Source organism: Streptococcus mitis (assembly GCF_001074635.1).
Taxonomy (GTDB): Bacteria; Bacillota; Bacilli; order Lactobacillales; family Streptococcaceae; genus Streptococcus; species Streptococcus mitis_E.
In genome coordinates this window covers 1-21737 of the sequence record NZ_JUQO01000103.1, presented here as the reverse complement: position 1 = coordinate 21737, position 21737 = coordinate 1, and the positions used below count along the sequence as shown (strand labels likewise).

Sequence of the window (21737 nt, the reverse complement as noted above, 5' to 3'; positions counted from 1 at the left end):
GCTAGTTTCCTAGTTTGTTCTTTGATTTTCGTTGAATTTTATTTGATAAAAAGAAATGCTCCTCCAAAACGGAAGAGCATCTTTTATTGTGATTTTGATTCAGTTTCTGCAGACTCGGGATGGAGTTCTTGGTAACTTGGTGCTTTGAAAAGGTCAGTACTGGTCTTACCTTGTCGTTGGCTAAAGAGACTGGTTGATTGACTACCTTTTTCCTGTTCAATCTTTTGCAGAATTGGCAAGGAATTGAGGTAAGAAATACTTTCTGTATCAACTTTTCCAAGATGATCTGCTTGGTAGAAACGGATCAAATCGCCAGTTTGAATCTGGTCGCTGATTTTTAGCTGTTGGCTGGCTGCATGCCGAACGATTTCTAGTTCAGTTTGAGCTTGTTCATCAAGATTACTGATTTCAAGACCGCTTTCAGTATAGTAGGTTCGTCCGTCGTAGCTAGTATATTTTGGCGTGACGAAGGAATTGGCAGTCCGAAAGGCAACGATTTCTTGGTGGTCTGGTGATAGGAGGTCTTGTCCAACTTGAAGGAAGGAACTGGATTCGATAGCAAGGAGGTGTTCGAGAGTCGGTAAGATATCGATTTGTCCACCGTAGGTATTGATGATTTGTCCTTTTTCATAGCCAGGCATGACCACCATAAAAGGCACTCGTTGCAACATGGCATTGTCGTAATTAGACCAGTTCTCAGAAGTCTTGCCAATTAAAGGTGCCAGGTCAGGATTGCGGGAATTGGAAATGCCATAATGGTCTCCGTAAATGACGATGATGGATTTTTCATAGAGGCCGCTTTCTTTGAGATAGTCAAAGAAGGCCTTGATAGCACTATCCAGATAGTTAGCTGTTTGGAAGTAGCCGTTGATTGTTTCATCTTTGGTTTTAGCCAGTGGGAAACCAAGCTCATCGCCTGTCAGATTGCTAGCATAAGGATAGTGATTGGACACCGTGATATATTTAGCATAAAAAGGCTGCTGTAAATGCTCCAGATACTGAATAGAATCTTTCATCATGATTTTATCATTTAAACCATATTGGAAAGAATTGCTACTGTCTTGCTTAGTAAAATAGGAAGCATCAAAGAAGTATTGGTAACCCCATTGTTTGTAGGTCGTATTTCGGTTCCAGAAGGTCCCGATATTACCGTGAAAGACGGCACTCGATTGATAGCCGTTTTTTGATAGGATAAAAGGAGCAGCCTGCTGGGTATTGGTACCACCGTAATTGACCATGAAAGAACCTTGGTCAAGTCCAAACAAACCAGTCTCCAGCATGGTTTCCGCATCTGAGGTCTTACCAGCCTTGACTTGGTTAAAGATATTCGAAAAGGCTAGGGTTGATTGCGAATGGTAGAGGGAGTTGAGGAAGGGAGTGACTTCATGCTCAGTTCCATCTATGTTGAGTTTATAGTCCAGTAGGAACTGCTGAAAACTCTCCAAGTGGAGATAAATCACATTTTTCCCTTTGGCTAAGCCGAAATAGTCTGGATTGGGTTTAGCAGAATGTTCTTGAATATAATCTGTAATAGGTTGAAGATCAGTCTCAGAGGCCTTGGCACGTTCTTTGTTTGCACTGTAGGATTGGTTGGCACTATAGCCTAAAAAGGCTGGCAAACTGAGGGCGCGAACAACATAATAATTCGAAAATCCTCGCGATAGGAGATCGGGACGCTCAATTTCAGCCAAGAAAAGATTAGCAGAAAAGAGCAAGGCTGAGAGTGCAGTGATAGCAACACTGGAGCGGAATTTGAAAGGTCTCCTGTCCAGCTTGATGAGTTTTTTATAGAAAAGGAAAGCCAGCAATGGGAAATCCATAAAATAGATGAAATCCCAAGGACGCAGTAACTCTAATTCCGCAGTGCCGACAGACACCTTGCTGACCACCTTCATGGTATTAGCCGTGATAAAGTCGCTAAATTCTCGATAGTAAAAGACATTGGAATAGAGCCAAATGAATAAAAGGCTATAAATAGCTATACTCAGGCCATAAAAGATCTTGGTTGACCGAGCATAGAGGGCTAGAGCCAGCAGGAGGAGTCCCAAAGGAAGGGGGTTGAAAAAGGCGATAAAGGCAAGGTAATTTCCCTGCAACTTGCCCACTTGAATATCTAAATTAAAGTCAACGGTATAGGCTAATAAGGTTTTGAGCCAATAGAGGATTAAAAGGGTTAGGACAAAACCCAGTCTGGTACCCATGGCTTTTTGGATTTTGTTAAAATTAATTCTCACACATTTACTTCCTAATTTTTTATTAGTATTAGTATACCATTTTTTAAAAGAAGAGTAAAAAAGCAAGGGTAGTTTCTTTTTTGAGAATTGGCTAAAAGTTTGATATAATGGTAGTTATGAATAGAATAAGAGTTAGTAAAAGGGTTGAAAAGAAACTCGCCAAAGGTCTGGTTTTACTAGAAGCCAGTGATCTTGAGAATGTCAATCTTAAGGATCAGGAAGTAGAAGTGCAGAGTCAGGAAGGAACCTTTCTTGGGACTGCCTACCTTTCCCAGCAAAACAAGGGCTTGGGCTGGTTTGTTAGTAAGGACAAGGTGACCTTCAATCAAGCTTTCTTTGAAATGCTGTTTAGACAAGCTAAAGAAAAGAGAAGCGCCTACTATCAAGATGATTTGACAACTGCCTTTCGTCTCTTCAACCAAGAGGGAGATGGCTTTGGCGGTCTGACAGTGGACCTTTATGGCGACTATGCTGTCTTTTCTTGGTATAACTCTTATGTTTATCAGATTCGTCAGACCATCTCAGAAGCCTTTAGACAGGTTTTTCCTGAGGTGTTAGGGGCCTATGAGAAGATCCGCTTTAAGGGTTTGGACTATGAATCAGCCCATGTTTATGGTCAAGAAGCACCTGACTTTTTCACTGTTTTGGAAAATGGTGTTCTGTATCAAGTCTTTATGAATGATGGTTTGATGACAGGGATTTTTCTAGATCAGCACGAGGTTCGTGGGAGCTTGGTTGATGGTTTAGCTATGGGTAAATCCTTGCTCAATATGTTTTCCTACACAGCAGCCTTTTCAGTAGCTGCGGCCATGGGAGGAGCTAGCCAGACAACTTCTGTTGACCTAGCCAAACGTTCACGAGAATTGTCGGAAGCGCATTTTCAGGCAAATGGAATCAGTACAGACGACCATCGTTTTATAGTCATGGATGTCTTTGAATATTTCAAATACGCTAAGAGAAAAGGCTTGACCTACGATGTGATTGTCCTAGATCCGCCTAGCTTTGCTCGGAATAAAAAACAAACTTTCTCTGTGGCTAAGGATTATCACAAGTTGATTTCCCAGAGTCTTGAGATTTTAAATCCGGGAGGAATCATCATTGCCAGCACCAATGCTGCCAATGTTTCCCGTCAGAAATTTACAGAACAAATTGATAAAGGCTTTGCAGGAAGAAGTTACCAGATTTTAAATAAATACGGTCTTCCAGCAGACTTCGCCTATAATAAAAAAGATGAAAGTAGTAATTACCTCAAGGTGATTAGTATGAAGGTTAGTAAATGAAATTAATCGTTTCAGTAATGCCAAGAAGTTTAGAGGAGGCCCAGGCTCTGGATGCCACGAGGTACCAGGATGCTGATATCATTGAATGGCGTGCCGACTATCTGCCTAAAGAAGCGATTTTGCAGGTGGCTCCAGCTATTTTTGAAAAATTTGCAGGTCGTGAATTGGTTTTCACGCTGCGAACTCGTTCTGAAGGGGGAGAAATCGAACTTTCTCCAGAAGAATATATCCATCTGATCAAGGAAGTGGCGCAACTCTATCAACCAGACTATATTGATTTTGAGTACTATAGCTACAAGGATGTTTTTGAGGAAATGCTGGACTTCCCAAATCTCGTTTTGAGTTACCACAATTTCCAAGAAACACCTGAAAATATGATGGAAATCTTGTCAGAGTTGACGAGCCTAAATCCAAAACTTGTTAAGGTTGCGGTGATGGCTCATACGGAGCAGGATGTTTTAGACTTGATGAACTATACACGAGGCTTTAAAACCCTCAATCCTGAACAGGAATATGTGACCATTTCTATGGGCAAGGTGGGCAAGGTCTCTCGTATCACTGCGGATGTGACAGGTTCTAGCTGGTCCTTTGCTAGTCTAGATGAGGCCAGTGCCCCAGGTCAGATTTCCCTAGCTAACATGAAAAAAATTCGGGAGATTTTGGATGAAGCTTGATGGCTATACACGTTTAGCTGCCGTTGTTGCCAATCCTATTAAGCATTCTATTTCCCCCTTCATCCACAACAGCGCCTTTGAGGCGACAGCTACCAACGGTGCTTATGTAGCTTGGGAGATTGAAGCGGGTGATTTGGCAGAAACAGTGGCCAATATTCGTCGCTACCAGATGTTTGGCATCAACCTGTCCATGCCCTATAAGGAGCAGGTGATTCCTTATTTGGATGTGCTGAGCGATGAAGCGCGCTTGATTGGTGCGGTTAATACGGTTGTCAATGAGAATGGCAATTTAATTGGATATAATACAGATGGCAAGGGATTTTTTAAGAGCTTGCCTTCTTTTACAATTTCAGGTAAAAAGATGACCCTGCTGGGTGCAGGTGGTGCGGCGAAATCAATCTTGGCACAGGCTATTTTGGATGGTGTCAGTCAGATTTCAGTCTTTGTTCGTTCAGTTTCTATGGAAAAAACAAGACCTTACCTGACCAAGTTACAGGAGCAGACAGGCTTTAAAGTAGACTTGTATGCTTTAGAAGATGTTCCTGAACTGCAAGCAAGGATTGCTGAGGCTGATTTACTGGTCAATGCGACAAGTGTAGGGATGGATAGTCAATCATCTCCAGTTCCTGAAAACATTGTCCTACCAGAAACTCTTTTAGTAGCAGATATCATTTACCAACCCTTTGAAACACCATTTTTAAAATGGGCCAGAAGTCAGGGAAATCAAGCAGTCAATGGTCTGGGAATGTTGCTCTATCAAGCTGCAGAAGCTTTTCAACTGTGGACAGGAAACGAAATGCCGACAGAAGAGATTTGGCAGTCCTTAACAGAAAAATACCAATAAAGAAAAGGAGATTCTCCTATGAAAATCAGAATCGATATTCCTCATCATCCTTATGATATTCAGATTGAAAAAGGTTGTCTGGCTCAGGCTGGTCAATGGTTGCGAGAACTCTGGCAACCACAAAAGGTAGTCATTGTGACAGATAACCATGTAGCTTCTCTTTATGCAGAGAAGGTCAAGCTCAGCCTAGAAGATGCTGGTTTTCAGGTAGCAGTTTTTGACTTTTTAGAAGGGGAAGAAAGAAAGAATTTAACCACTGTCCAGAAAGTCTATGAATTTTTAGTCAAGCAAGGCCTAACTCGTAGCGATGGAATCGTGGCTCTTGGTGGCGGTGTCGTCGGGGACCTGGCTGGTTTTGTAGCCTCTACCTATATGCGGGGTATTCATTTTGTTCAGATACCGACTAGCTTGACAGCCCAGGTGGATTCTTCTATCGGCGGAAAGACAGGTGTCAACACTCCATTTGCTAAGAATATGGTGGGTACCTTTGCCCAACCAGATGGGGTTCTGATTGACCCGCTTGTCCTTGAAACGCTTGGAAAAAGAGAGTTGATTGAAGGGATGGGGGAGGTCATCAAGTATGGCTTGATTGAGGATCCAGAACTTTGGGCTCTTTTGACAGAGCTGGATGGTTCTGTTGAGAGCATTCTGGAACATGCAGAGACCTTGATTGAACATTCTTGTCAGGTCAAGCGCAAGATGGTAGTTGAGGATGAGTTGGACAATGGTGTTCGCCTTTACCTCAATTTTGGCCACACTATTGGCCATGCCATCGAAGCGACTGCCGGTTATGGCAAGGTCATGCATGGAGAGGCTGTAGCTATGGGAATGGTACAGATTTCCAAGGTAGCTGAGGGAAAAGGCCTTATGCCAGAAGGGATAACCCAGTCTATTACAGCTATGTGTCAGAAATTTGGACTACCTGTTGACTATGAAAACTGGGATGTTGACAAGCTTTATCAGGCTTTGACTCATGATAAGAAAGCGCGTGGCAATACCTTGAAATTGGTCTTGGTACCAGAGCTTGGTTCAGCGACCATTCACCCAGTTTCTCTGGAAGAGATGAAAGACTATTTGGTAAAATAAGGAGAGTGTATGAGATATTTAACTGCAGGAGAATCACACGGTCCCCGTCTGACGGCTATCATTGAAGGAATTCCAGCTGGACTACCTTTGACAGCAGAGGATATCAATGAGGACCTTAAACGCCGTCAGGGTGGTTACGGTCGTGGTGGCCGTATGAAGATTGAGAGCGACCAAGTTGTCTTTACTTCAGGCGTTCGTCATGGGAAGACGACAGGGGCTCCCATTACCATGGATGTCATCAATAAGGACCACCAAAAATGGCTGGATATTATGTCTGCGGAAGACATTGAAGAGCGACTTAAAAGCAAACGAAAAATCACCCATCCTCGCCCAGGACATGCCGATTTGGTTGGGGGCATCAAGTACCGCTTTGATGATTTGCGTAATTCCTTGGAGCGCTCATCAGCTCGTGAAACCACCATGCGGGTGGCAGTTGGCGCAGTAGCCAAACGCCTCTTGGCTGAGCTAGATATGGAGATTGCCAACCATGTCGTAGTCTTTGGTGGCAAGGAAATCGATGTACCTGAAAATCTGACAGTCACTGAGATTAAGGAACGAGCTGCCCAGTCTGATGTTTCTATTGTCAACCAAGAAAGAGGACAGGAAATCAAGGATTATATTGACCAAATCAAACGTGACGGTGATACCATCGGTGGGGTTGTGGAGACAGTCGTTGGAGGTGTTCCAGTTGGTCTTGGTTCCTATGTCCAATGGGACAGAAAATTAGATGCCAGACTTGCCCAAGCAGTTGTCTCTATCAATGCCTTTAAAGGGGTGGAATTTGGTCTTGGCTTTGAAGCTGGTTATCGTAAAGGCAGCCAGGTCATGGATGAAATTCTCTGGTCTGAAGAAGACGGCTATACTCGCCGTACCAATAATCTAGGTGGCTTTGAAGGTGGTATGACCAATGGGCAACCCATCGTTGTTCGAGGCGTGATGAAACCCATTCCTACTCTCTATAAGCCTCTTATGAGTGTGGATATCGAAACCCACGAACCTTACAAGGCAACCGTGGAGAGAAGTGATCCGACCGCTCTTCCAGCTGCCGGAGTGGTCATGGAAGCCGTTGTGGCTACGGTTCTGGCACAAGAAATCCTTGAAAAATTCTCATCAGATAATCTTGAGGAATTAAAAGAAGCGGTAGCCCAACACCGAGACTATACAAAGAACTATTAAGGAGTTCCTATGGCAAAAACAATCTATATCGCAGGTCTTGGTTTGATTGGTGCCTCTATGGCACTCGGTATCAAACGCGATCATCCAGATTATGAAATTTTAGGTTATAATCGCAGTCAAGCTTCGAGAGATATTGCCTTGAAAGAAGGCATGATTGACCGTGCAACGGATGATTTTGCCAGTTTTGCTCCTTTGGCAGATATCATCATTCTCAGCTTGCCAATAAAGCAAACCATTTCCTTTATTAAGGAATTGGCCAACTTGGACTTGAAAGAAGGCGTGATTATCTCAGATGCTGGTTCGACCAAGTCAGCCATTGTGGATGCAGCGGAGCAGTATTTGGCTGGCAAATCTGTTCGCTTTGTCGGGGCCCATCCCATGGCTGGTAGTCACAAGACAGGAGCTGCTTCTGCGGATGTCAATCTTTTTGAAAATGCTTATTATATCTTCACGCCTTCGAGCCTGACAAGTCCTGACACACTTGAGGAAATGAAGAGCTTGCTTTCAGGTCTTCATGCCCGTTTTATCGAGATTGATGCCAAGGAGCATGATCGAGTGACTTCTCAGATTAGCCATTTTCCTCATATTCTGGCTTCTAGTCTCATGGAACAGACCGCGGTCTATGCTCAAGAACATGAGATGGCAAGGCGCTTTGCGGCGGGTGGTTTTCGAGATATGACTCGGATTGCAGAGAGTGAACCAGGTATGTGGACCTCCATTCTCTTGTCCAACCGTAAAACAATTTTAGATAGAATTGAGGATTTCAAGGAGCGTTTGGACGAGATTGGACAAGCTATCAGCAAGGGAGATGAAGAGCAAATCTGGAACTTTTTCAACCAAGCGCGTGAGCAACGTCAGGCCATGGAAATTCATAAACGTGGCGGTGTGGATAGCTCTTATGACCTTTATGTCGATGTTCCCGATGAAGAAGATGTCATCCTGAGGATTTTGGAACTACTACGTGGAACTTCCTTGGTTAATATTCACATCAATGAGGAAAACCGTGAAGATATTCACGGGATTCTACAAATTTCATTTAAAAATGCTCAAGACTTAGAAAGAGCTGAGCATCTAATAACAGAAAACACTGACTACACAGTTGTCATCAAATAAGGAGAAGAACATGTCAAATATTTACGATAGTGCAAACGAACTCAGTCGCGGTCTACGCGAATTACCAGAATACAAGGCTGTCAAAGCAGCTAAAGATGCGATTTCAGCAGATGCTGAGGCAAGCAAAATCTTTACAGAGTACGTTGCCTTCCAAGAGGAAATTCAAAGACTAGCGCAGACAGGTCAAATGCCAGATGCGTCCTTCCAAGCTAAGATGGAAGGCTTTGGCAAGCAGATTCAGGGGAACAGCCTCTTGTCAGAATTCTTTACCAAGCAACAACAATTGGCAATTTACCTTTCTGACATTGAAAAAATTGTTTTCGAACCAGTTTCAGAATTGCTAAAATAAGAAAATAACTATCCTAAAGTCAGGAATTTTTAAGGAATTTCTGGCTTTTTATGATAAAATAGGTAAAAGTATTGCAAGTATGAGGTCCAGTATGAAACTAAAAACAAACATTCGCCACTTACACGGCAGTATCCGCGTTCCAGGTGACAAGTCTATCAGTCACCGTTCCATTATCTTTGGAAGTTTGGCTGAGGGTGAGACAAAGGTTTATGATATTTTAAGGGGCGAGGACGTGCTCTCAACTATTCAAGTTTTTCGTGACCTTGGTGTTGAGATTGAGGATAAAGATGGGGTTATTACCATTCAAGGTGTCGGTATGGACGGCCTAAAAGCTCCGCAAAATGCCCTTGATATGGGAAATTCTGGCACCTCTATTCGCCTGATTTCAGGTGTCCTTGCGGGTGCAGACTTTGAAGTAGAAATGTTTGGAGATGACAGTCTTTCCAAACGACCTATGGACCGTGTGACGATTCCATTAAAAAAAATGGGCGTCAGCATTTCGGGACAAACTGAGCGAGACCTGCCTCCTCTTCACTTAAAAGGGACGAAAAACCTAAGACCTATTCATTATGAATTGCCAATTGCCTCAGCCCAAGTCAAGTCAGCCTTGATGTTTGCAGCCTTGCAGGCTCAGGGGGAGTCTGTTATTATCGAAAAAGAGTGTACCCGTAATCATACTGAAGATATGTTGCAACAATTTGGTGGTCATTTAAGTGTGGACGGTAAGAAAATCACAGTCCAAGGGCCACAAAAACTGAATGGACAAAAGGTGGTTGTTCCAGGAGATATTTCCAGTGCAGCCTTTTGGCTAGTCGCAGGTTTGATTGTTCCAAATTCTCGTCTAGTGCTGAAGAATGTTGGTATTAACGAAACGCGTACAGGTATCATTGATGTCATTCGCGCCATGGGTGGAAAATTAGAAGTTACTGAAATTGACCCAGTCGCTAAATCTGCAACCTTGACTGTTGAGTCTTCTGACCTCAAAGGAACAGAGATTGGTGGCGCTTTGATTCCACGCTTGATTGATGAATTGCCAGTTATCGCTCTACTTGCGACCCAAGCTCAAGGTGTAACAGTTATTAAGGATGCTGAGGAACTCAAGGTCAAGGAAACAGACCGCATTCAGGTTGTGGCAGACGCTTTAAATAGCATGGGTGCGGATATCACCCCTACAGCAGATGGAATGATTATCAAAGGAAAATCAGCCCTTCACGGTGCTAGAGTCAATACGTTTGGTGACCACCGTATCGGCATGATGACAGCCATCGCAGCCCTCTTGGTTGGAGATGGTGAAGTGGAGCTTGATCGTGCAGAAGCCATCAATACCAGCTATCCTAGCTTCTTTGATGATTTGGAGAGCTTGATTCATGGCTAAGGTGTTATTAGGCTTTATGGGGGCTGGCAAATCGACTATTGCAAGAGGCTTGGACCCTAATTACCTTGATATGGATGCTCTGATTGAGAAACGCCTAGGTATGTCCATTGCGAATTTTTTCGCTGAAAAGGGAGAATCAGCCTTTCGTCAGGTAGAAGCAGAAGTCCTAGCTGAGTTACTACAAAGAGACCAAGTTGTGTCAACTGGCGGAGGAGTGGTCATTTCTCAGCGAAATCGTGACTTACTCAAGACCAATTCTGATAATATCTATCTGAAAGCTGATTTTGAAACCCTCTACCAACGCATATCAGCTGATAAGGACAATCAGCGTCCGCTTTTTCTAAATAATAGCAAGGAAAAACTAGCAGCTATTTTCCAAGAAAGACAGGCTTGGTATGTAGAAGTCGCTAGTCGGGTTTTGGATGTGACCGAGTTAAGCCCAGAGGAAATTATAGAGGAACTGAGATGAAAATTGCTTATCTAGGTCCCAAGGGATCATTTTCACACCACGTTGTGCAGACAGCTTTTCCTCAGGAGGAATTGCAGGCCTTTGCCAATATTACAGATGTCATCAAGGCCTATGAGCAAGGCTTGGTGGACTATTCTGTGGTGCCAGTTGAAAATTCTATTGAGGGTAGTGTTCATGAAACCTTGGACTACCTTTTTCATCAGGCTCGCATTCAAGCAGTTGCAGAAATCGTTCAGCCTATTCATCAGCAGTTGATGGTGGTTCCAGGCCATACTAAGATTGAAAAGATTTTTTCTCATCCTCAGGCTTTGGCTCAAGGAAAGAAATTCATCGATGAACAATATCCAGAGGCCCAAATCGAGGTAACAGCTAGTACAGCTTATGCGGCCCGTTTTATTTCCGAACATCCAGACCAGCCTTATGCAGCCATTGCACCTAGAAGTTCTGCCGAAGAATATGGCTTGGAACTGATTGCTGAGGATATTCAGGAAATGGAAGCTAATTTCACACGTTTCTGGGTTCTGGGAGCTAAAGGTACAGCTATTCCTTTGCAGGTACAAACTGAAAAAATGAGTTTGGCCTTGACCTTACCTGACAACCTTCCAGGTGCACTCTACAAGGCTCTTTCGACCTTTGCTTGGCGAGGAATTGACCTGACAAAAATTGAAAGTCGTCCACTCAAGACAGCGTTGGGCGAATACTTTTTCATTATCGATGTGGACTATACTGATAAGGACTTGGTTCACTTTGCCCAAAAAGAATTAGAAGCCATCGGAATCCAGTATAAGGTTCTGGGTGCTTATCCTATTTATCCAATATCAGACCATGGAAAGGAGAGAAGATGAGTAAAGAAAATCCCTTAAGCCACCACGAGCAGTTACGTTATGACTATCTTTTTAAGAATATTCATTACCTCAATGAGCGAGAAAAAAAAGAGTTTGCTTACTTGCAAGATAAATTAAATAGGGCAAGTAATGACGCCACCTCAGAAAGTCAGGAATTGACAGAGGATTATAGAAAGACAAGTGCTAACACTTCGATTCCTTCTTATAATAGCCGTAGTCGTTCTGAGAGATACCAGAAAATCAATTCTCTTCCAAAGAAAAAAACTAAAAAGCGGAAGCTACGGTGGGGGCGCATTTTCGCAGGTTTACTGGCTATCTTAGCTTGTCTAGCATTGGGTATGATTTTTATGTTCTTAAAAGGTTATACCAATGCTAATCCAGATAAAATTGCCAATGCCAGGGCAGCTCAAGTAGAAGTTTTTAATGGTAAAGATACCAGAGATGGAGTTAATATTTTGATCATGGGTACAGATGGGCGAATCGGTCAAAATAGTGCTGAGACGCGGACGGACTCTATTATGGTATTAAATGTTGGCGGCTCAGATAAGAAAATTAAGCTGGTCAGCTTCATGCGTGACAATTTGGTTTATATAGACGGTTACAGTCAAGTGATTAACGGTAGAAAACAGACGGACAACAAGTTAAACGTAGCCTATGAGTTAGGAGAACAAGAGGGGCAAAAAGGGGCAGAAATGGTTCGCCAAGTCTTGAAAGATAATTTTGATTTGGACATTAAGTACTATGCCTTGGTCGATTTTCAGGCCTTTGCTACAGCGATTGACACACTTTTCCCTGATGGTGTGACAATTGATGCTCAATTTTCAACATTGAATGGGCGCCAACTAACAGAAGCTACAGTCGGAGATGATTTACACGCTACTGAGACTGAGTCTCCAACCCAAACCATCAAAGTCGGAAAACAGCAGATGAATGGCTCGACTTTGCTCAATTATGCTCGTTTCCGTGATGATGATGAGGCGGATTACGGCCGTACCAAAAGACAGCAACAAGTACTGACAGCAGTTCTTCAGCAAATCAAAGATCCAACCAAGCTTTTTACAGGCTCAGAGGCACTTGGCAAGGTATTCGCAATGACTTCAACGAATGTTCCTTATACCTTCCTGTTAACAAATGGCTTGTCTTTCCTAGACGGAGTTCAAAATGGTATTGAAAAATTGACGATTCCAGAACTTGGTGACTGGGTAGATGCCTATGATGTTTATGGAGGTTTGGGCTTGCTTGTCGATCAAAACAAATATCAGAATAAATTGTCTCAGATGGGCTTGAGATAAGATAAGACAGAAGAATCAAAGCTTGATAGCTATTTGGATAGCAGTCAGGCTTTGATTTTTACAGTCTGCAATAGATTTTCACCCCTTATTTGTGGTATAATGGAACGATACGATAGAAAGAATAATGAACAATATGACTGATTTAAAAGCAATTCAGGCTCGAAGTCTGGAGATGGCTGAATATTTTGTTGCCTTTTGTAAAGAACATGATTTGCTTTGTTATCTCTGTGGAGGAGGTGCTATTGGTACCCTTCGAAACAAGGGTTTTATTCCTTGGGATGACGACCTAGACTTTTTTATGCCTCGTAAAGATTATGAGAAATTAGCAGAATTATGGCCTCGTTATGCAGATGAGCGTTATTTCTTGTCAAAGAGTAACAAGGATTTTGTTGACCGCAATCTTTTTATTACCATTCGTGACAAGGAAACTACCTGTATTAAGCCTTATCAGCAGGATTTGAATTTACCACATGGTTTGGCCTTAGATGTCTTGCCTTTGGATTATTATCCGAAAAATCCAGCTGAGCGGAAGAAACAGGTTCGCTGGGCCTTGATTTATTCACTCTTTTGTGCCCAAACTATTCCAGAAAAGCATGGTGCACTTATGAAATGGGGAAGCCGTATTTTACTGGGTATGACTCCCAAATCTCTCCGTTATCGTATTTGGAAAAAAGCTGAGAAAGAAATGACCAAGTATAGTCTGGATGAGAGCGATGGAATCACGGAATTATGCTCGGGTCCTGGTTACATGAGAAACAAGTACCTAATCGAATCTTTTGAGGATAATCTTTTCTTGCCATTTGAAGAGACAGAGATGCCCGTTCCAGTCGGCTATGATGCCTATCTCAGCACTGCTTTTGGAGATTATATGACGCCACCACCAGCAGATAAGCAAGTACCGCATCATGATGCTGTCATCGCTGATATGGATAAGTCTTATACAGAGTACAAGGGAGAATACGGTGGCTAAGAAAAAAATCTTATTTTTTATGTGGTCTTTTTCTCTCGGAGGCGGTGCAGAAAAAATCCTGTCGACAATTGTTTCAAATCTGGATCCAGAAAAGTATGATATTGATATTCTTGAAATGGAGCACTTTGACAAGGGATACGAATCTGTTCCCAAGCATGTAGGCATTTTAAAATCCCTTCAGGATTATCGCCAAGCCAGATGGTTACGAGCTCTTTTGTGGAGAATGAGAATTTATTTTCCAAGATTGACACGTCGCTTACTGGTGAAAGATGACTATGATGTTGAGGTTTCCTTTACCATTATGAATCCTCCACTTTTGTTCTCTAAAAGAAAAGAAGTCAAGAAGATCTCTTGGATTCATGGAAGTATCGAAGAATTTCTTAAGGATAGTTCAAAAAGAGAATCACATAGACGCCAGTTGGATGCTGCGGATACCATTGTAGGAATTTCTAAAAAGACCAGTCATTCTATCAAGGAAGTCTATCCAGATTATGCTACGAAATTACAGACGGTCTACAATGGATATGATTTTAAGAGTATTCTAGAAAAATCTCAAGAGAGGATCGATATCGAGATTGCGCCTCAAAGTATCTGTACTATCGGACGGATTGAGGAAAATAAGGGTTCTGACCGTGTGGTGGAAGTGATACGATTATTACACCAAGAGGGAAAATACTATCATCTCTACTTCATAGGGGCTGGTGATATGGATGAGGAACTGAAAAAACGCGTCAAAGAATATGAGCTTGAAGACTATGTACATTTCCTTGGTTATCAAAAAAATCCTTATCAGTATTTATCTCAGACGAAAGTTCTTTTGTCTATGTCTAAACAAGAAGGTTTTCCTGGAGTGTATGTGGAAGCCTTGAGTCTGGGACTTCCTTTTGTCTCTACGGATGTTGGAGGGGCTGAGGAATTATCCCAAGAAGGACAATTTGGACAAATCATTGAGAGCAATCAAGAAGCAGCTCAGGCAATTACGAACTACATGACCTCTGCCTCAAACTTCGATGTCAATGAGGCTAGTCAATTCATTCAACAATTCACAATTGCCAAACAAATCGAACAAGTAGAAAAACTATTAGAGGAGTAGCATGGAAACTGCATTAATTAGTGTAATTGTGCCAGTCTATAACGTGGCGCAATACCTAGAAAAATCGATAGCTTCCATTCAGAAGCAGACTTATCAAAATCTGGAAATCATTCTTGTTGATGATGGTGCAACAGATGAGAGTGGTCGCTTGTGTGATTCAATCGCTGAACAAGATGACAGGGTGTCAGTACTTCATAAAAAGAATGAAGGATTGTCACAAGCACGAAATGATGGAATGAAGCAGGCTCACGGGGATTATCTGATTTTTATTGACTCAGATGATTATATCCATCCAGAAATGATTCAGAGCTTATATGAGCAATTAATTCAAGAAGATGCGGATGTTTCTAGCTGTGGTGTCATGAATGTCTATGCTAATGATGAAAGCCCACAGTCAGCCAATCAGGATGAGTATTTTGTCTGTGATTCTCAAACATTTCTAAAGGAATACCTCATAGGTGAAAAAATACCTGGGACGATCTGCAATAAGCTAATCAAGAGAGAGATTGCAACTGCCCTATCCTTTCCTAAGGGGTTGATTTACGAAGATGCCTATTACCATTTTGATTTAATCAAGTTGGCTAAGAAGTACGTGGTTAATACAAAACCCTATTATTACTATTTCCATAGAGGAGATAGTATTACGACTAAACCTTATGCGGAGAAGGATTTGGCCTATATTGATATCTACCAAAAGTTTTATAATGAAGTTATGAAGAACTATCCTGATTTGAAAGAGGTCGCTTTTTTCAGATTGGCCTATGCCCACTTCTTTATTCTGGATAAGATGTTGCTAGATGATCAGTATAAACAGTTTGAAGCCTATTCCCAGATTCATCGTTTTTTAAAAAGCCATGCCTTTGCTATTGCTAGGAATCCAATTTTCCGTAATGGGAGAAGAATTAGTGCTTTGGCTCTATTCATAAATATTTCCTTATACCGATTCTTATTACTAAAAAATATTGAAAAATCTAAAAAATTACATTAGAACGGGGGTGAGCAAGTGATTGATGGAAAACGATTATTATTTAGTTTGACCATAGTCAGCTATGCCTTGACGCTAGTAAGTGGAATTGTGTATCTGTTTAATAATAACAATGTTAGCTTGCTTTCTACTTTATTGTTCTTACTGGTTAGTAGCTTAATTGCTTGTTGGAATGATATCAAGTATTACTTAATCCATTTTATTTTCTTTTTAACTATTTTTGTATTTCTGGTATCAAGGCCGACCATTGATTACTTTAGGGATGGTGCTTTGGATACCTATCATCCCATAGCCTATCGCTTTGCCTTTATAGTCGTCATGGTTTCGATATTGGGATTGACCACAGGAGGCGTCCTGGCTCGTTACTTCATAGCTAGGAAGAAAATAAAAGTAGCAAATATAGGAAATTCTCTAAAAGAGATTTATATCAAGCGGTTACGCTTTGTATCACTAGGAGTTTTTCTTCTAACCTATCCTTTCTATTTCATTAGATTATTTGAACGACTCCTGTATCGCTTGCAGACTTCCTACTATGCCTACTATGCAAATTTTGAAAGTAAACTTCCTTATTTTACCTATATCTTATCAACCTTTACGGTCTACGCAATGTGTATGTATTTGGCAACCAAGCCAAAGAAATGGCAGGCAACAGCAGTGCTTGTCTCCTTTATTGCAGCTAATACCATTCATTTGGCAATCGGGACACGCAATCCCTTTATTTTAAGTATTTTATTTGCTTTTGTTTATTACTTTATGAGAGAGCAAACTGAAAAGGGAAAATGGATTGGGTTTAAAGAAAAGTTAGCGATTTTTGTGGGTTCTCCTATTCTCATGTTAGCGATGGGAGTGCTCAATTATGTACGGGATAATGTCCAAGTTTCCCATACAGGTTTCTGGGATATCTTACTTGACTTTATCTATAAACAAGGGACTAGTTTTGGTGTTCTGGCTCGAGGTTTTCTATTTAACAGTAGCCTCCCTTACCGAGATTTCCGCAATTTTACTTTTGGTCCTGTTATTGATTATTTTGCAAGGGGAAGTTTAGGGGCCATTTTCGGAGGAAAAGCCTTTGAGCATACAACCAATAGTGTAGAGCTAGCTATTGATAGTAATAGTTATGCCCACAATTTATCCTATCTTGTTTTGAACAAGGAATACTTGAAAGGACATGGTATCGGAAGTAGTTATATCATGGAGTTGTATACTGACTATGGTATGATAGGAGTCTTTCTACTTAGTCTCTTGCTAGGTATGTTATTCATAGCCATGTTGCAAGTAGCCTATCGCTCTAGAACAATCCTATTTGCCTTGTCCTTACTCATCTTGAATAATCTATTCTTTATGCCAAGAAGTAGCTTTTCAGAAAGTTTCTTCAATCTATTTACAATGCAATTCTGGGGAATTGTTCTTGTGATTCTATTCGTAGCAAAAATGCTTACAAAAGAGAACCAGTACCTACTAAACAAAGGAGAAAAAAATCATGTTTGAACATTATTCAGTAGCTGATTTGTTTGCAAATCTTTATAAAAAACGAAAAGTAAATATTTTAGCTCTCATCGCTTTATTTGCTCTCATTGCTGTACCATTTACAATTAAAGCAGTTAAGAATAAAAATACTGTCAAAGACACAACAAGTTATTCAACTTATATCAGCTATAAAATCACACCTCCAGAAGATTCAGCTAAAACGATTTTGAATCATCAAATTGGTGGTTATAGTGATTTCTACGGGAAATTGATTGATGGGAATTTGAATGGAGCTTATCTTTTCAATGATGTAGAACCGAGTGAACTGAAAAAAATTGCCAGTGAATTGGATACGACAGAAACAACCTTGAAAAATTCTACGAATGATTATTGGTGGAAAAAACTGACTGTCTACTATATGATTGACGATGCAGGGGTTGGTGTGAAAATTTTGACACCAAGCAAGGATGTCAATGACTTGTTAGAGAGAAAATTTGATGGATTGATTGAGAAATTTAAACACACTTATGCAAATGTGAAAATTGAAAAATTGGAAACCATCAACTCTAAAGAATTGAATGCAAACGGTGAGACAGCACTTGGATTAAATGTGAAAAACTTGATTCTCCGTTTAGCTGTTATTGGAGTAGTCTGTGTGATTTTGGTTGTGATGGGAAATGTATTGGTTTATCTCTTTAATCCAACAATCAATAGAGCAGGTGATTTTTCTCAATATCAAATTGATTTTGTAACAGAGATCACAACAATTGCCAACCTAGCAGATGTCCTGTCATACAAAAATGCTGGACAAGAATTAACAATAGTTAGCTCAAACAAAGCTATCCTAGATAAATTGAAACAAAATCAAGAGTCTTTAAAAGGAATGCATTTTGTAGATTTACAGGATGTACCATCTCTTTTAGAAAGAGATACAGTCCTTCTTGTTGAAGAATACGGAGTGACTCGTTATAAGAAATTTGAACAAAGTCTTCAAATTCTCAGAAACTTAAATCGTTCTATCCTCGGTGTGGCAACCTTTAAATTATAAGGATTCTAATGTATCAAGTCTTCAAAGTTGGCTAAGAGCCGATTTTGAAGGCTTTTTCTATTTGTCCGCAGAAATTTTCTTTTATACTCAATGAAAATCAAAAAGCAACCTGCAGATAGAGCTGACGTGGTTTGAAGAGATTTTCGAAGAGTATTAGGGTCTTCTACAGAAGTTACCTTAGGGAAAATCTATCCGTATAGAGGAGCCTTCTTTTGATAAAATCGTAAAAATCTAGTATAATAGATAGAACTGAAAGTATGAGGTTACTAGCAATGAAAATGAAACAAATTAGTGATACAACTTTGAAAATCACGATGTCTTTAGAAGATTTGATGGATCGAGGAATGGAGATTGCTGACTTTCTTGTCCCTCAAGAAAAAACAGAAGAGTTCTTTTATGCTATCTTGGATGAGTTAGAGATGCCTGATAGCTTTTTGGATACAGGTATGTTGAGCTTCCGTGTGACTCCAAAACCTGATAAGGTCGATGTCTTTGTAACCAAATCAAAGATTGACCAAAATCTAGATTTTGAAGACTTATCGGATTTGCCAGATATGGAAGAATTGGCTCAAATGTCGCCAGATGAATTTATCAAAACCTTGGAAAAAAGCATCGCAGACAAAACTAAGGATGATATCGAAGCGATTCAATCTCTAGAGCAAGTAGAAGCCAAGGAAGAAGAGCAGGAACAGGCTGAACAAGAAACTGAGAGCAAGAAAGAGCCTTACATCTATTACATCCTTTCTTTTGCTAAGTTGGCTGACTTGGTGGCTTTTGCCAAGACAGTGACTTTTGAGATGGAAACTTCTGAACTCTACAAAATGAACGAGCGCTATTATTTGACCATTTTAGTGGATATTGAAAATCATCCAAGTCCATATCCGGCTTGGCTTTTGGCTCGTATGCGCGAGTTTGCGGACGATAGTGATATCAGTCGTTCAGTCTTGCAAGAGTATGGTCAAGTCTTGATGAATCACGATGCAGTGCTCAATCTGCAAAAGATTGGATAATCATTTCTGGAAAGCTATTTTCAGATTCTAAGGAGAGCGAATCGTCTGATTCGTTTTTTCTTTTTATACTGAAATAGTGATTTACTATAATAGGAATTTTCACAAAATTCTGTTATAATGGCTATATTAGAAAATTTCGAGGAGACAAACATGACAGTTAAAATTGCTTTACTAGGATTTGGTACCGTTGCAAGTGGTGTGCCTTTCCTCCTAAAGGAAAATGGAGAAAAAATCAATCAATCAGCACATTCAGAGATCGAAGTTGCTAAGGTATTGGTCAAGGATGAAGATGAAAAGAATCGCTTGCTTGCAGCAGGGAATGACTTTAACTTTGTAACCAATGTGGATGACATTTTGTCAGATCAAGACATTACGATCGTAGTGGAATTGATGGGGCGTATCGAACCTGCTAAAACCTTTATCACTCGTGCCTTGGAGGCTGGGAAACACGTTGTTACTGCTAACAAAGATCTTTTGGCTGTCCATGGTGCAGAATTGTTAGAAATCGCTAAAGCTAACAAGGTAGCACTTTACTACGAAGCAGCAGTAGCTGGTGGGATTCCAATTCTTCGTACCTTGGCAAATTCCTTGGCTTCTGATAAAATTACGCGTGTGCTTGGTGTAGTCAACGGAACTTCCAACTTCATGATGACTAAGATGGTGGAAGAAGGATGGTCTTACGACGATGCTCTTGCGGAAGCGCAACGTCTAGGTTTTGCAGAAAGTGACCCTACAAATGACGTAGATGGGATTGATGCAGCCTACAAGATGGTGATTTTGAGCCAATTTGCTTTTGGTATGAAGGTTGCATTTGACGATGTAGCCCACAAGGGAATCCGCAACATCACACCAGAAGACGTAGCCGTAGCCCAAGAACTTGGCTATGTAGTGAAATTGGTTGGCTCTATCGAGGAAACTCCTTCAGGAATTGCTGCAGAAGTGACTCCAACCTTCCTACCTAAAGCGCACCCACTTGCTAGTGTGAATGGCGTAATGAACGCTGTCTTTGTAGAATCTATCGGTATCGGTGAGTCTATGTACTATGGACCAGGTGCGGGTCAAAAACCAACTGCAACAAGTGTTGTAGCAGATATTGTCCGTATCGTTCGTCGCCTGAATGATGGAACCATCGGTAAAGACTTCAACGAATACAGCCGTGACTTGGTCTTGGCAAATCCAGAGGATGTCAAAGCTAATTACTACTTCTCAATCTTGGCACCAGACTCAAAAGGTCAGGTCTTGAAATTGGCTGAAATCTTCAACGCTCAAGATATTTCCTTCAAGCAAATCCTTCAAGATGGCAAAGAGGGTGACAAGGCGCGTGTTGTTATCATCACACACAAGATTAATAAAGCCCAGCTTGAAAATGTCTCAGCTGAATTGAAGAAGGTTTCAGAATTCGACCTATTGAATACCTTCAAGGTGCTAGGAGAATAAGATGAAGATTATTGTACCTGCAACCAGTGCCAATATCGGGCCAGGTTTTGACTCGGTCGGTGTAGCTGTAACCAAGTATCTTCAAATTGAGGTATGTGAAGAACGAGATGAGTGGCTGATTGAACACCAGATTGGCAAATGGATACCACATGACGAGCGTAATCTCTTGCTCAAAATCGCTTTGCAAATTGTACCAGACTTGCAGCCAAGACGTTTGAAAATGACTAGTGATGTTCCTTTGGCGCGTGGTTTGGGTTCTTCCAGCTCGGTTATTGTTGCTGGGATTGAACTCGCCAACCAACTGGGTCAACTTAACTTGTCTGACAATGAAAAATTGCAGTTAGCGACCAAGATTGAAGGGCATCCTGATAATGTGGCTCCAGCTATCTATGGTAATCTCGTTATTGCAAGCTCTGTTGATGGACAAGTTTCTGCTATTGTAGCAGACTTTCCAGAGTGTGATTTCCTAGCCTACATTCCAAACTATGAATTGCGTACTCGAGACAGCCGTGGTGTCTTGCCTAAGAAATTATCTTACAAGGAAGCTGTTACTGCCAGTTCTATCGCCAATGTAGCTGTTGCTGCCTTGTTGGCAGGAGACATGGTGACTGCTGGGCAAGCAATAGAGGGAGACCTCTTCCATGAGCGCTATCGCCAAGATTTAGTGAGAGAATTTGCGACGATTAAGCAAGTAGCCAAAGAGAATGGTGCCTATGCGACCTACCTCTCTGGTGCTGGGCCGACAGTTATGGTTCTGGCTTCTCATGACAAGATGCCAACGATTAAGGCAGAATTGGAAAAGCAACCTTTCAAAGGAAAACTTCATGACTTGAAGGTTGATACCCAAGGTGTCCGTGTAGAAGCAAAATAAAGAATAGAAGATAGGATGGGGAAACTCTTGACCAGAGGGCTTCCTATCCTTTTTTTGAAAAGAAGTTTATACTCAATGAAAATCAAAGAGCAAACTAGGAAGCTAGCCGCAGGTTGCTC

The 21737-nt window shown here is 41.3% G+C and carries 20 protein-coding genes; 19 read left to right on the top strand and 1 reads right to left on the bottom strand.

The window, feature by feature from the left end:
* Window positions 1–83 precede the first annotated feature (83 nt).
* Window positions 84–2201, bottom strand: a complete 2118-nt coding sequence (locus tag ADI58_RS04320; RefSeq protein WP_049521596.1) for an LTA synthase family protein — start codon at window positions 2199–2201, stop codon at window positions 84–86.
* A 149-nt stretch (window positions 2202–2350) separates the two neighbouring features.
* Here ADI58_RS04320 and ADI58_RS04315 point away from each other — a divergent pair, with 149 nt between their 5' ends.
* The 19 genes from ADI58_RS04315 (at window position 2351) to thrB (ending at window position 21618) form a co-directional block, all read left to right on the top strand.
* The gene (locus ADI58_RS04315; RefSeq protein ID WP_049521595.1) at window positions 2351–3514 is read left to right on the top strand and encodes a class I SAM-dependent rRNA methyltransferase; all 1164 of its coding nucleotides are present in this window, start codon (window positions 2351–2353) and stop codon (window positions 3512–3514) included.
* Window positions 3511–4188 carry a type I 3-dehydroquinate dehydratase gene (aroD, locus tag ADI58_RS04310; protein ID WP_049521593.1) on the top strand — a complete coding sequence of 226 codons (678 nt, stop codon included), beginning with the start codon at window positions 3511–3513 and terminating at the stop codon, window positions 4186–4188. Before ADI58_RS04315 ends, aroD begins: the two co-directional genes overlap by 4 nt.
* Window positions 4178–5032 carry a shikimate dehydrogenase gene (locus tag ADI58_RS04305; protein ID WP_049521592.1) on the top strand — a complete coding sequence of 285 codons (855 nt, stop codon included), beginning with the start codon at window positions 4178–4180 and terminating at the stop codon, window positions 5030–5032. The genes aroD and ADI58_RS04305 overlap by 11 nt, the downstream gene beginning before the upstream one ends.
* 18 nt (window positions 5033–5050) lie before the next feature.
* On the top strand, window positions 5051–6118 hold the full coding sequence (gene aroB, locus ADI58_RS04300; RefSeq protein ID WP_049521591.1) for a 3-dehydroquinate synthase: 1068 nt from the start codon (window positions 5051–5053) through the stop codon (window positions 6116–6118).
* 9 nt (window positions 6119–6127) lie between these two features.
* The gene (gene aroC / locus ADI58_RS04295) at window positions 6128–7294 is read left to right on the top strand and encodes a chorismate synthase (RefSeq protein WP_049521590.1); all 1167 of its coding nucleotides are present in this window, start codon (window positions 6128–6130) and stop codon (window positions 7292–7294) included.
* Between the two features lie 9 nt (window positions 7295–7303).
* The gene (locus ADI58_RS04290) at window positions 7304–8407 is read left to right on the top strand and encodes a prephenate dehydrogenase (protein WP_049521589.1); all 1104 of its coding nucleotides are present in this window, start codon (window positions 7304–7306) and stop codon (window positions 8405–8407) included.
* 10 nt (window positions 8408–8417) lie between these two features.
* Window positions 8418–8756 (top strand): YlbF/YmcA family competence regulator, encoded by a 339-nt coding sequence (locus ADI58_RS04285; protein ID WP_000065980.1) that lies wholly within the window; start codon window positions 8418–8420, stop codon window positions 8754–8756.
* A 91-nt stretch (window positions 8757–8847) separates the two neighbouring features.
* Window positions 8848–10131, top strand: a complete 1284-nt coding sequence (aroA, locus tag ADI58_RS04280; protein ID WP_049521588.1) for a 3-phosphoshikimate 1-carboxyvinyltransferase — start codon at window positions 8848–8850, stop codon at window positions 10129–10131.
* Entirely contained in the window at window positions 10124–10600 is a 477-nt protein-coding gene (locus ADI58_RS04275) for a shikimate kinase (RefSeq protein WP_049521587.1), read from the top strand. The genes aroA and ADI58_RS04275 overlap by 8 nt, the downstream gene beginning before the upstream one ends.
* Window positions 10597–11445 (top strand): prephenate dehydratase, encoded by an 849-nt coding sequence (gene pheA, locus ADI58_RS04270; RefSeq protein ID WP_049521586.1) that lies wholly within the window; start codon window positions 10597–10599, stop codon window positions 11443–11445. The genes ADI58_RS04275 and pheA overlap by 4 nt, the downstream gene beginning before the upstream one ends.
* A complete protein-coding gene (locus ADI58_RS04265; RefSeq protein WP_049521585.1) occupies window positions 11442–12737 on the top strand; it encodes an LCP family protein in 1296 nt (431 codons plus the stop codon). The genes pheA and ADI58_RS04265 overlap by 4 nt, the downstream gene beginning before the upstream one ends.
* A gap of 124 nt (window positions 12738–12861) precedes the next feature.
* A complete protein-coding gene (locus tag ADI58_RS04260; RefSeq protein WP_080982459.1) occupies window positions 12862–13707 on the top strand; it encodes a LicD family protein in 846 nt (281 codons plus the stop codon).
* Window positions 13700–14800: a glycosyltransferase gene (locus ADI58_RS04255; RefSeq protein ID WP_049521584.1), complete on the top strand. Its 1101-nt coding sequence runs from the start codon at window positions 13700–13702 to the stop codon at window positions 14798–14800. The genes ADI58_RS04260 and ADI58_RS04255 overlap by 8 nt, the downstream gene beginning before the upstream one ends.
* A gap of 1 nt (window position 14801) precedes the next feature.
* Window positions 14802–15788, top strand: coding sequence for a glycosyltransferase family 2 protein (locus ADI58_RS04250; RefSeq protein WP_049521583.1), 987 nt, complete (start codon window positions 14802–14804; stop codon window positions 15786–15788).
* Window positions 15789–15803: 15 nt separating this feature from the next.
* Window positions 15804–17273 (top strand): O-antigen polysaccharide polymerase Wzy family protein, encoded by a 1470-nt coding sequence (locus ADI58_RS04245; protein WP_049521582.1) that lies wholly within the window; start codon window positions 15804–15806, stop codon window positions 17271–17273.
* The gene (gene tarQ, locus ADI58_RS04240) at window positions 17266–18300 is read left to right on the top strand and encodes a teichoic acid biosynthesis protein TarQ (RefSeq protein WP_049521581.1); all 1035 of its coding nucleotides are present in this window, start codon (window positions 17266–17268) and stop codon (window positions 18298–18300) included. The genes ADI58_RS04245 and tarQ overlap by 8 nt, the downstream gene beginning before the upstream one ends.
* A gap of 272 nt (window positions 18301–18572) precedes the next feature.
* Window positions 18573–19310: an adaptor protein MecA gene (gene mecA / locus ADI58_RS04235; protein ID WP_049521580.1), complete on the top strand. Its 738-nt coding sequence runs from the start codon at window positions 18573–18575 to the stop codon at window positions 19308–19310.
* Window positions 19311–19460: 150 nt separating this feature from the next.
* Window positions 19461–20747, top strand: a complete 1287-nt coding sequence (locus ADI58_RS04230; protein ID WP_000216346.1) for a homoserine dehydrogenase — start codon at window positions 19461–19463, stop codon at window positions 20745–20747.
* Window position 20748: 1 nt separating this feature from the next.
* Window positions 20749–21618, top strand: a complete 870-nt coding sequence (thrB, locus tag ADI58_RS04225; protein ID WP_049521579.1) for a homoserine kinase — start codon at window positions 20749–20751, stop codon at window positions 21616–21618.
* Window positions 21619–21737: the final 119 nt, after the last annotated feature.

Excerpts from the sequence above, each read along its gene's own strand:
- ADI58_RS04285 (WP_000065980.1), top strand. The coding sequence starts at position 8,418 with ATGTCAAATATTTACGATAGTGCAAACGAACTCAGTCGCGGTCTACGC.
- ADI58_RS04265 (WP_049521585.1), top strand. The coding sequence starts at position 11,442 with ATGAGTAAAGAAAATCCCTTAAGCCACCACGAGCAGTTACGTTATGAC.
- pheA (WP_049521586.1), top strand. The coding sequence starts at position 10,597 with ATGAAAATTGCTTATCTAGGTCCCAAGGGATCATTTTCACACCACGTT.
- ADI58_RS04230 (WP_000216346.1), top strand. The coding sequence starts at position 19,461 with ATGACAGTTAAAATTGCTTTACTAGGATTTGGTACCGTTGCAAGTGGT.
- aroC (WP_049521590.1), top strand. The coding sequence starts at position 6,128 with ATGAGATATTTAACTGCAGGAGAATCACACGGTCCCCGTCTGACGGCT.
- aroD (WP_049521593.1), top strand. The coding sequence starts at position 3,511 with ATGAAATTAATCGTTTCAGTAATGCCAAGAAGTTTAGAGGAGGCCCAG.
- ADI58_RS04320 (WP_049521596.1), bottom strand. The coding sequence starts at position 2,201 with ATGGGTACCAGACTGGGTTTTGTCCTAACCCTTTTAATCCTCTATTGG.
- ADI58_RS04275 (WP_049521587.1), top strand. The coding sequence starts at position 10,124 with ATGGCTAAGGTGTTATTAGGCTTTATGGGGGCTGGCAAATCGACTATT.
- ADI58_RS04305 (WP_049521592.1), top strand. The coding sequence starts at position 4,178 with ATGAAGCTTGATGGCTATACACGTTTAGCTGCCGTTGTTGCCAATCCT.
- ADI58_RS04290 (WP_049521589.1), top strand. The coding sequence starts at position 7,304 with ATGGCAAAAACAATCTATATCGCAGGTCTTGGTTTGATTGGTGCCTCT.
- tarQ (WP_049521581.1), top strand. The coding sequence starts at position 17,266 with ATGTTTGAACATTATTCAGTAGCTGATTTGTTTGCAAATCTTTATAAA.
- aroB (WP_049521591.1), top strand. The coding sequence starts at position 5,051 with ATGAAAATCAGAATCGATATTCCTCATCATCCTTATGATATTCAGATT.
- ADI58_RS04315 (WP_049521595.1), top strand. The coding sequence starts at position 2,351 with ATGAATAGAATAAGAGTTAGTAAAAGGGTTGAAAAGAAACTCGCCAAA.
- thrB (WP_049521579.1), top strand. The coding sequence starts at position 20,749 with ATGAAGATTATTGTACCTGCAACCAGTGCCAATATCGGGCCAGGTTTT.
- aroA (WP_049521588.1), top strand. The coding sequence starts at position 8,848 with ATGAAACTAAAAACAAACATTCGCCACTTACACGGCAGTATCCGCGTT.
- ADI58_RS04250 (WP_049521583.1), top strand. The coding sequence starts at position 14,802 with ATGGAAACTGCATTAATTAGTGTAATTGTGCCAGTCTATAACGTGGCG.
- mecA (WP_049521580.1), top strand. The coding sequence starts at position 18,573 with ATGAAAATGAAACAAATTAGTGATACAACTTTGAAAATCACGATGTCT.
- ADI58_RS04260 (WP_080982459.1), top strand. The coding sequence starts at position 12,862 with ATGAACAATATGACTGATTTAAAAGCAATTCAGGCTCGAAGTCTGGAG.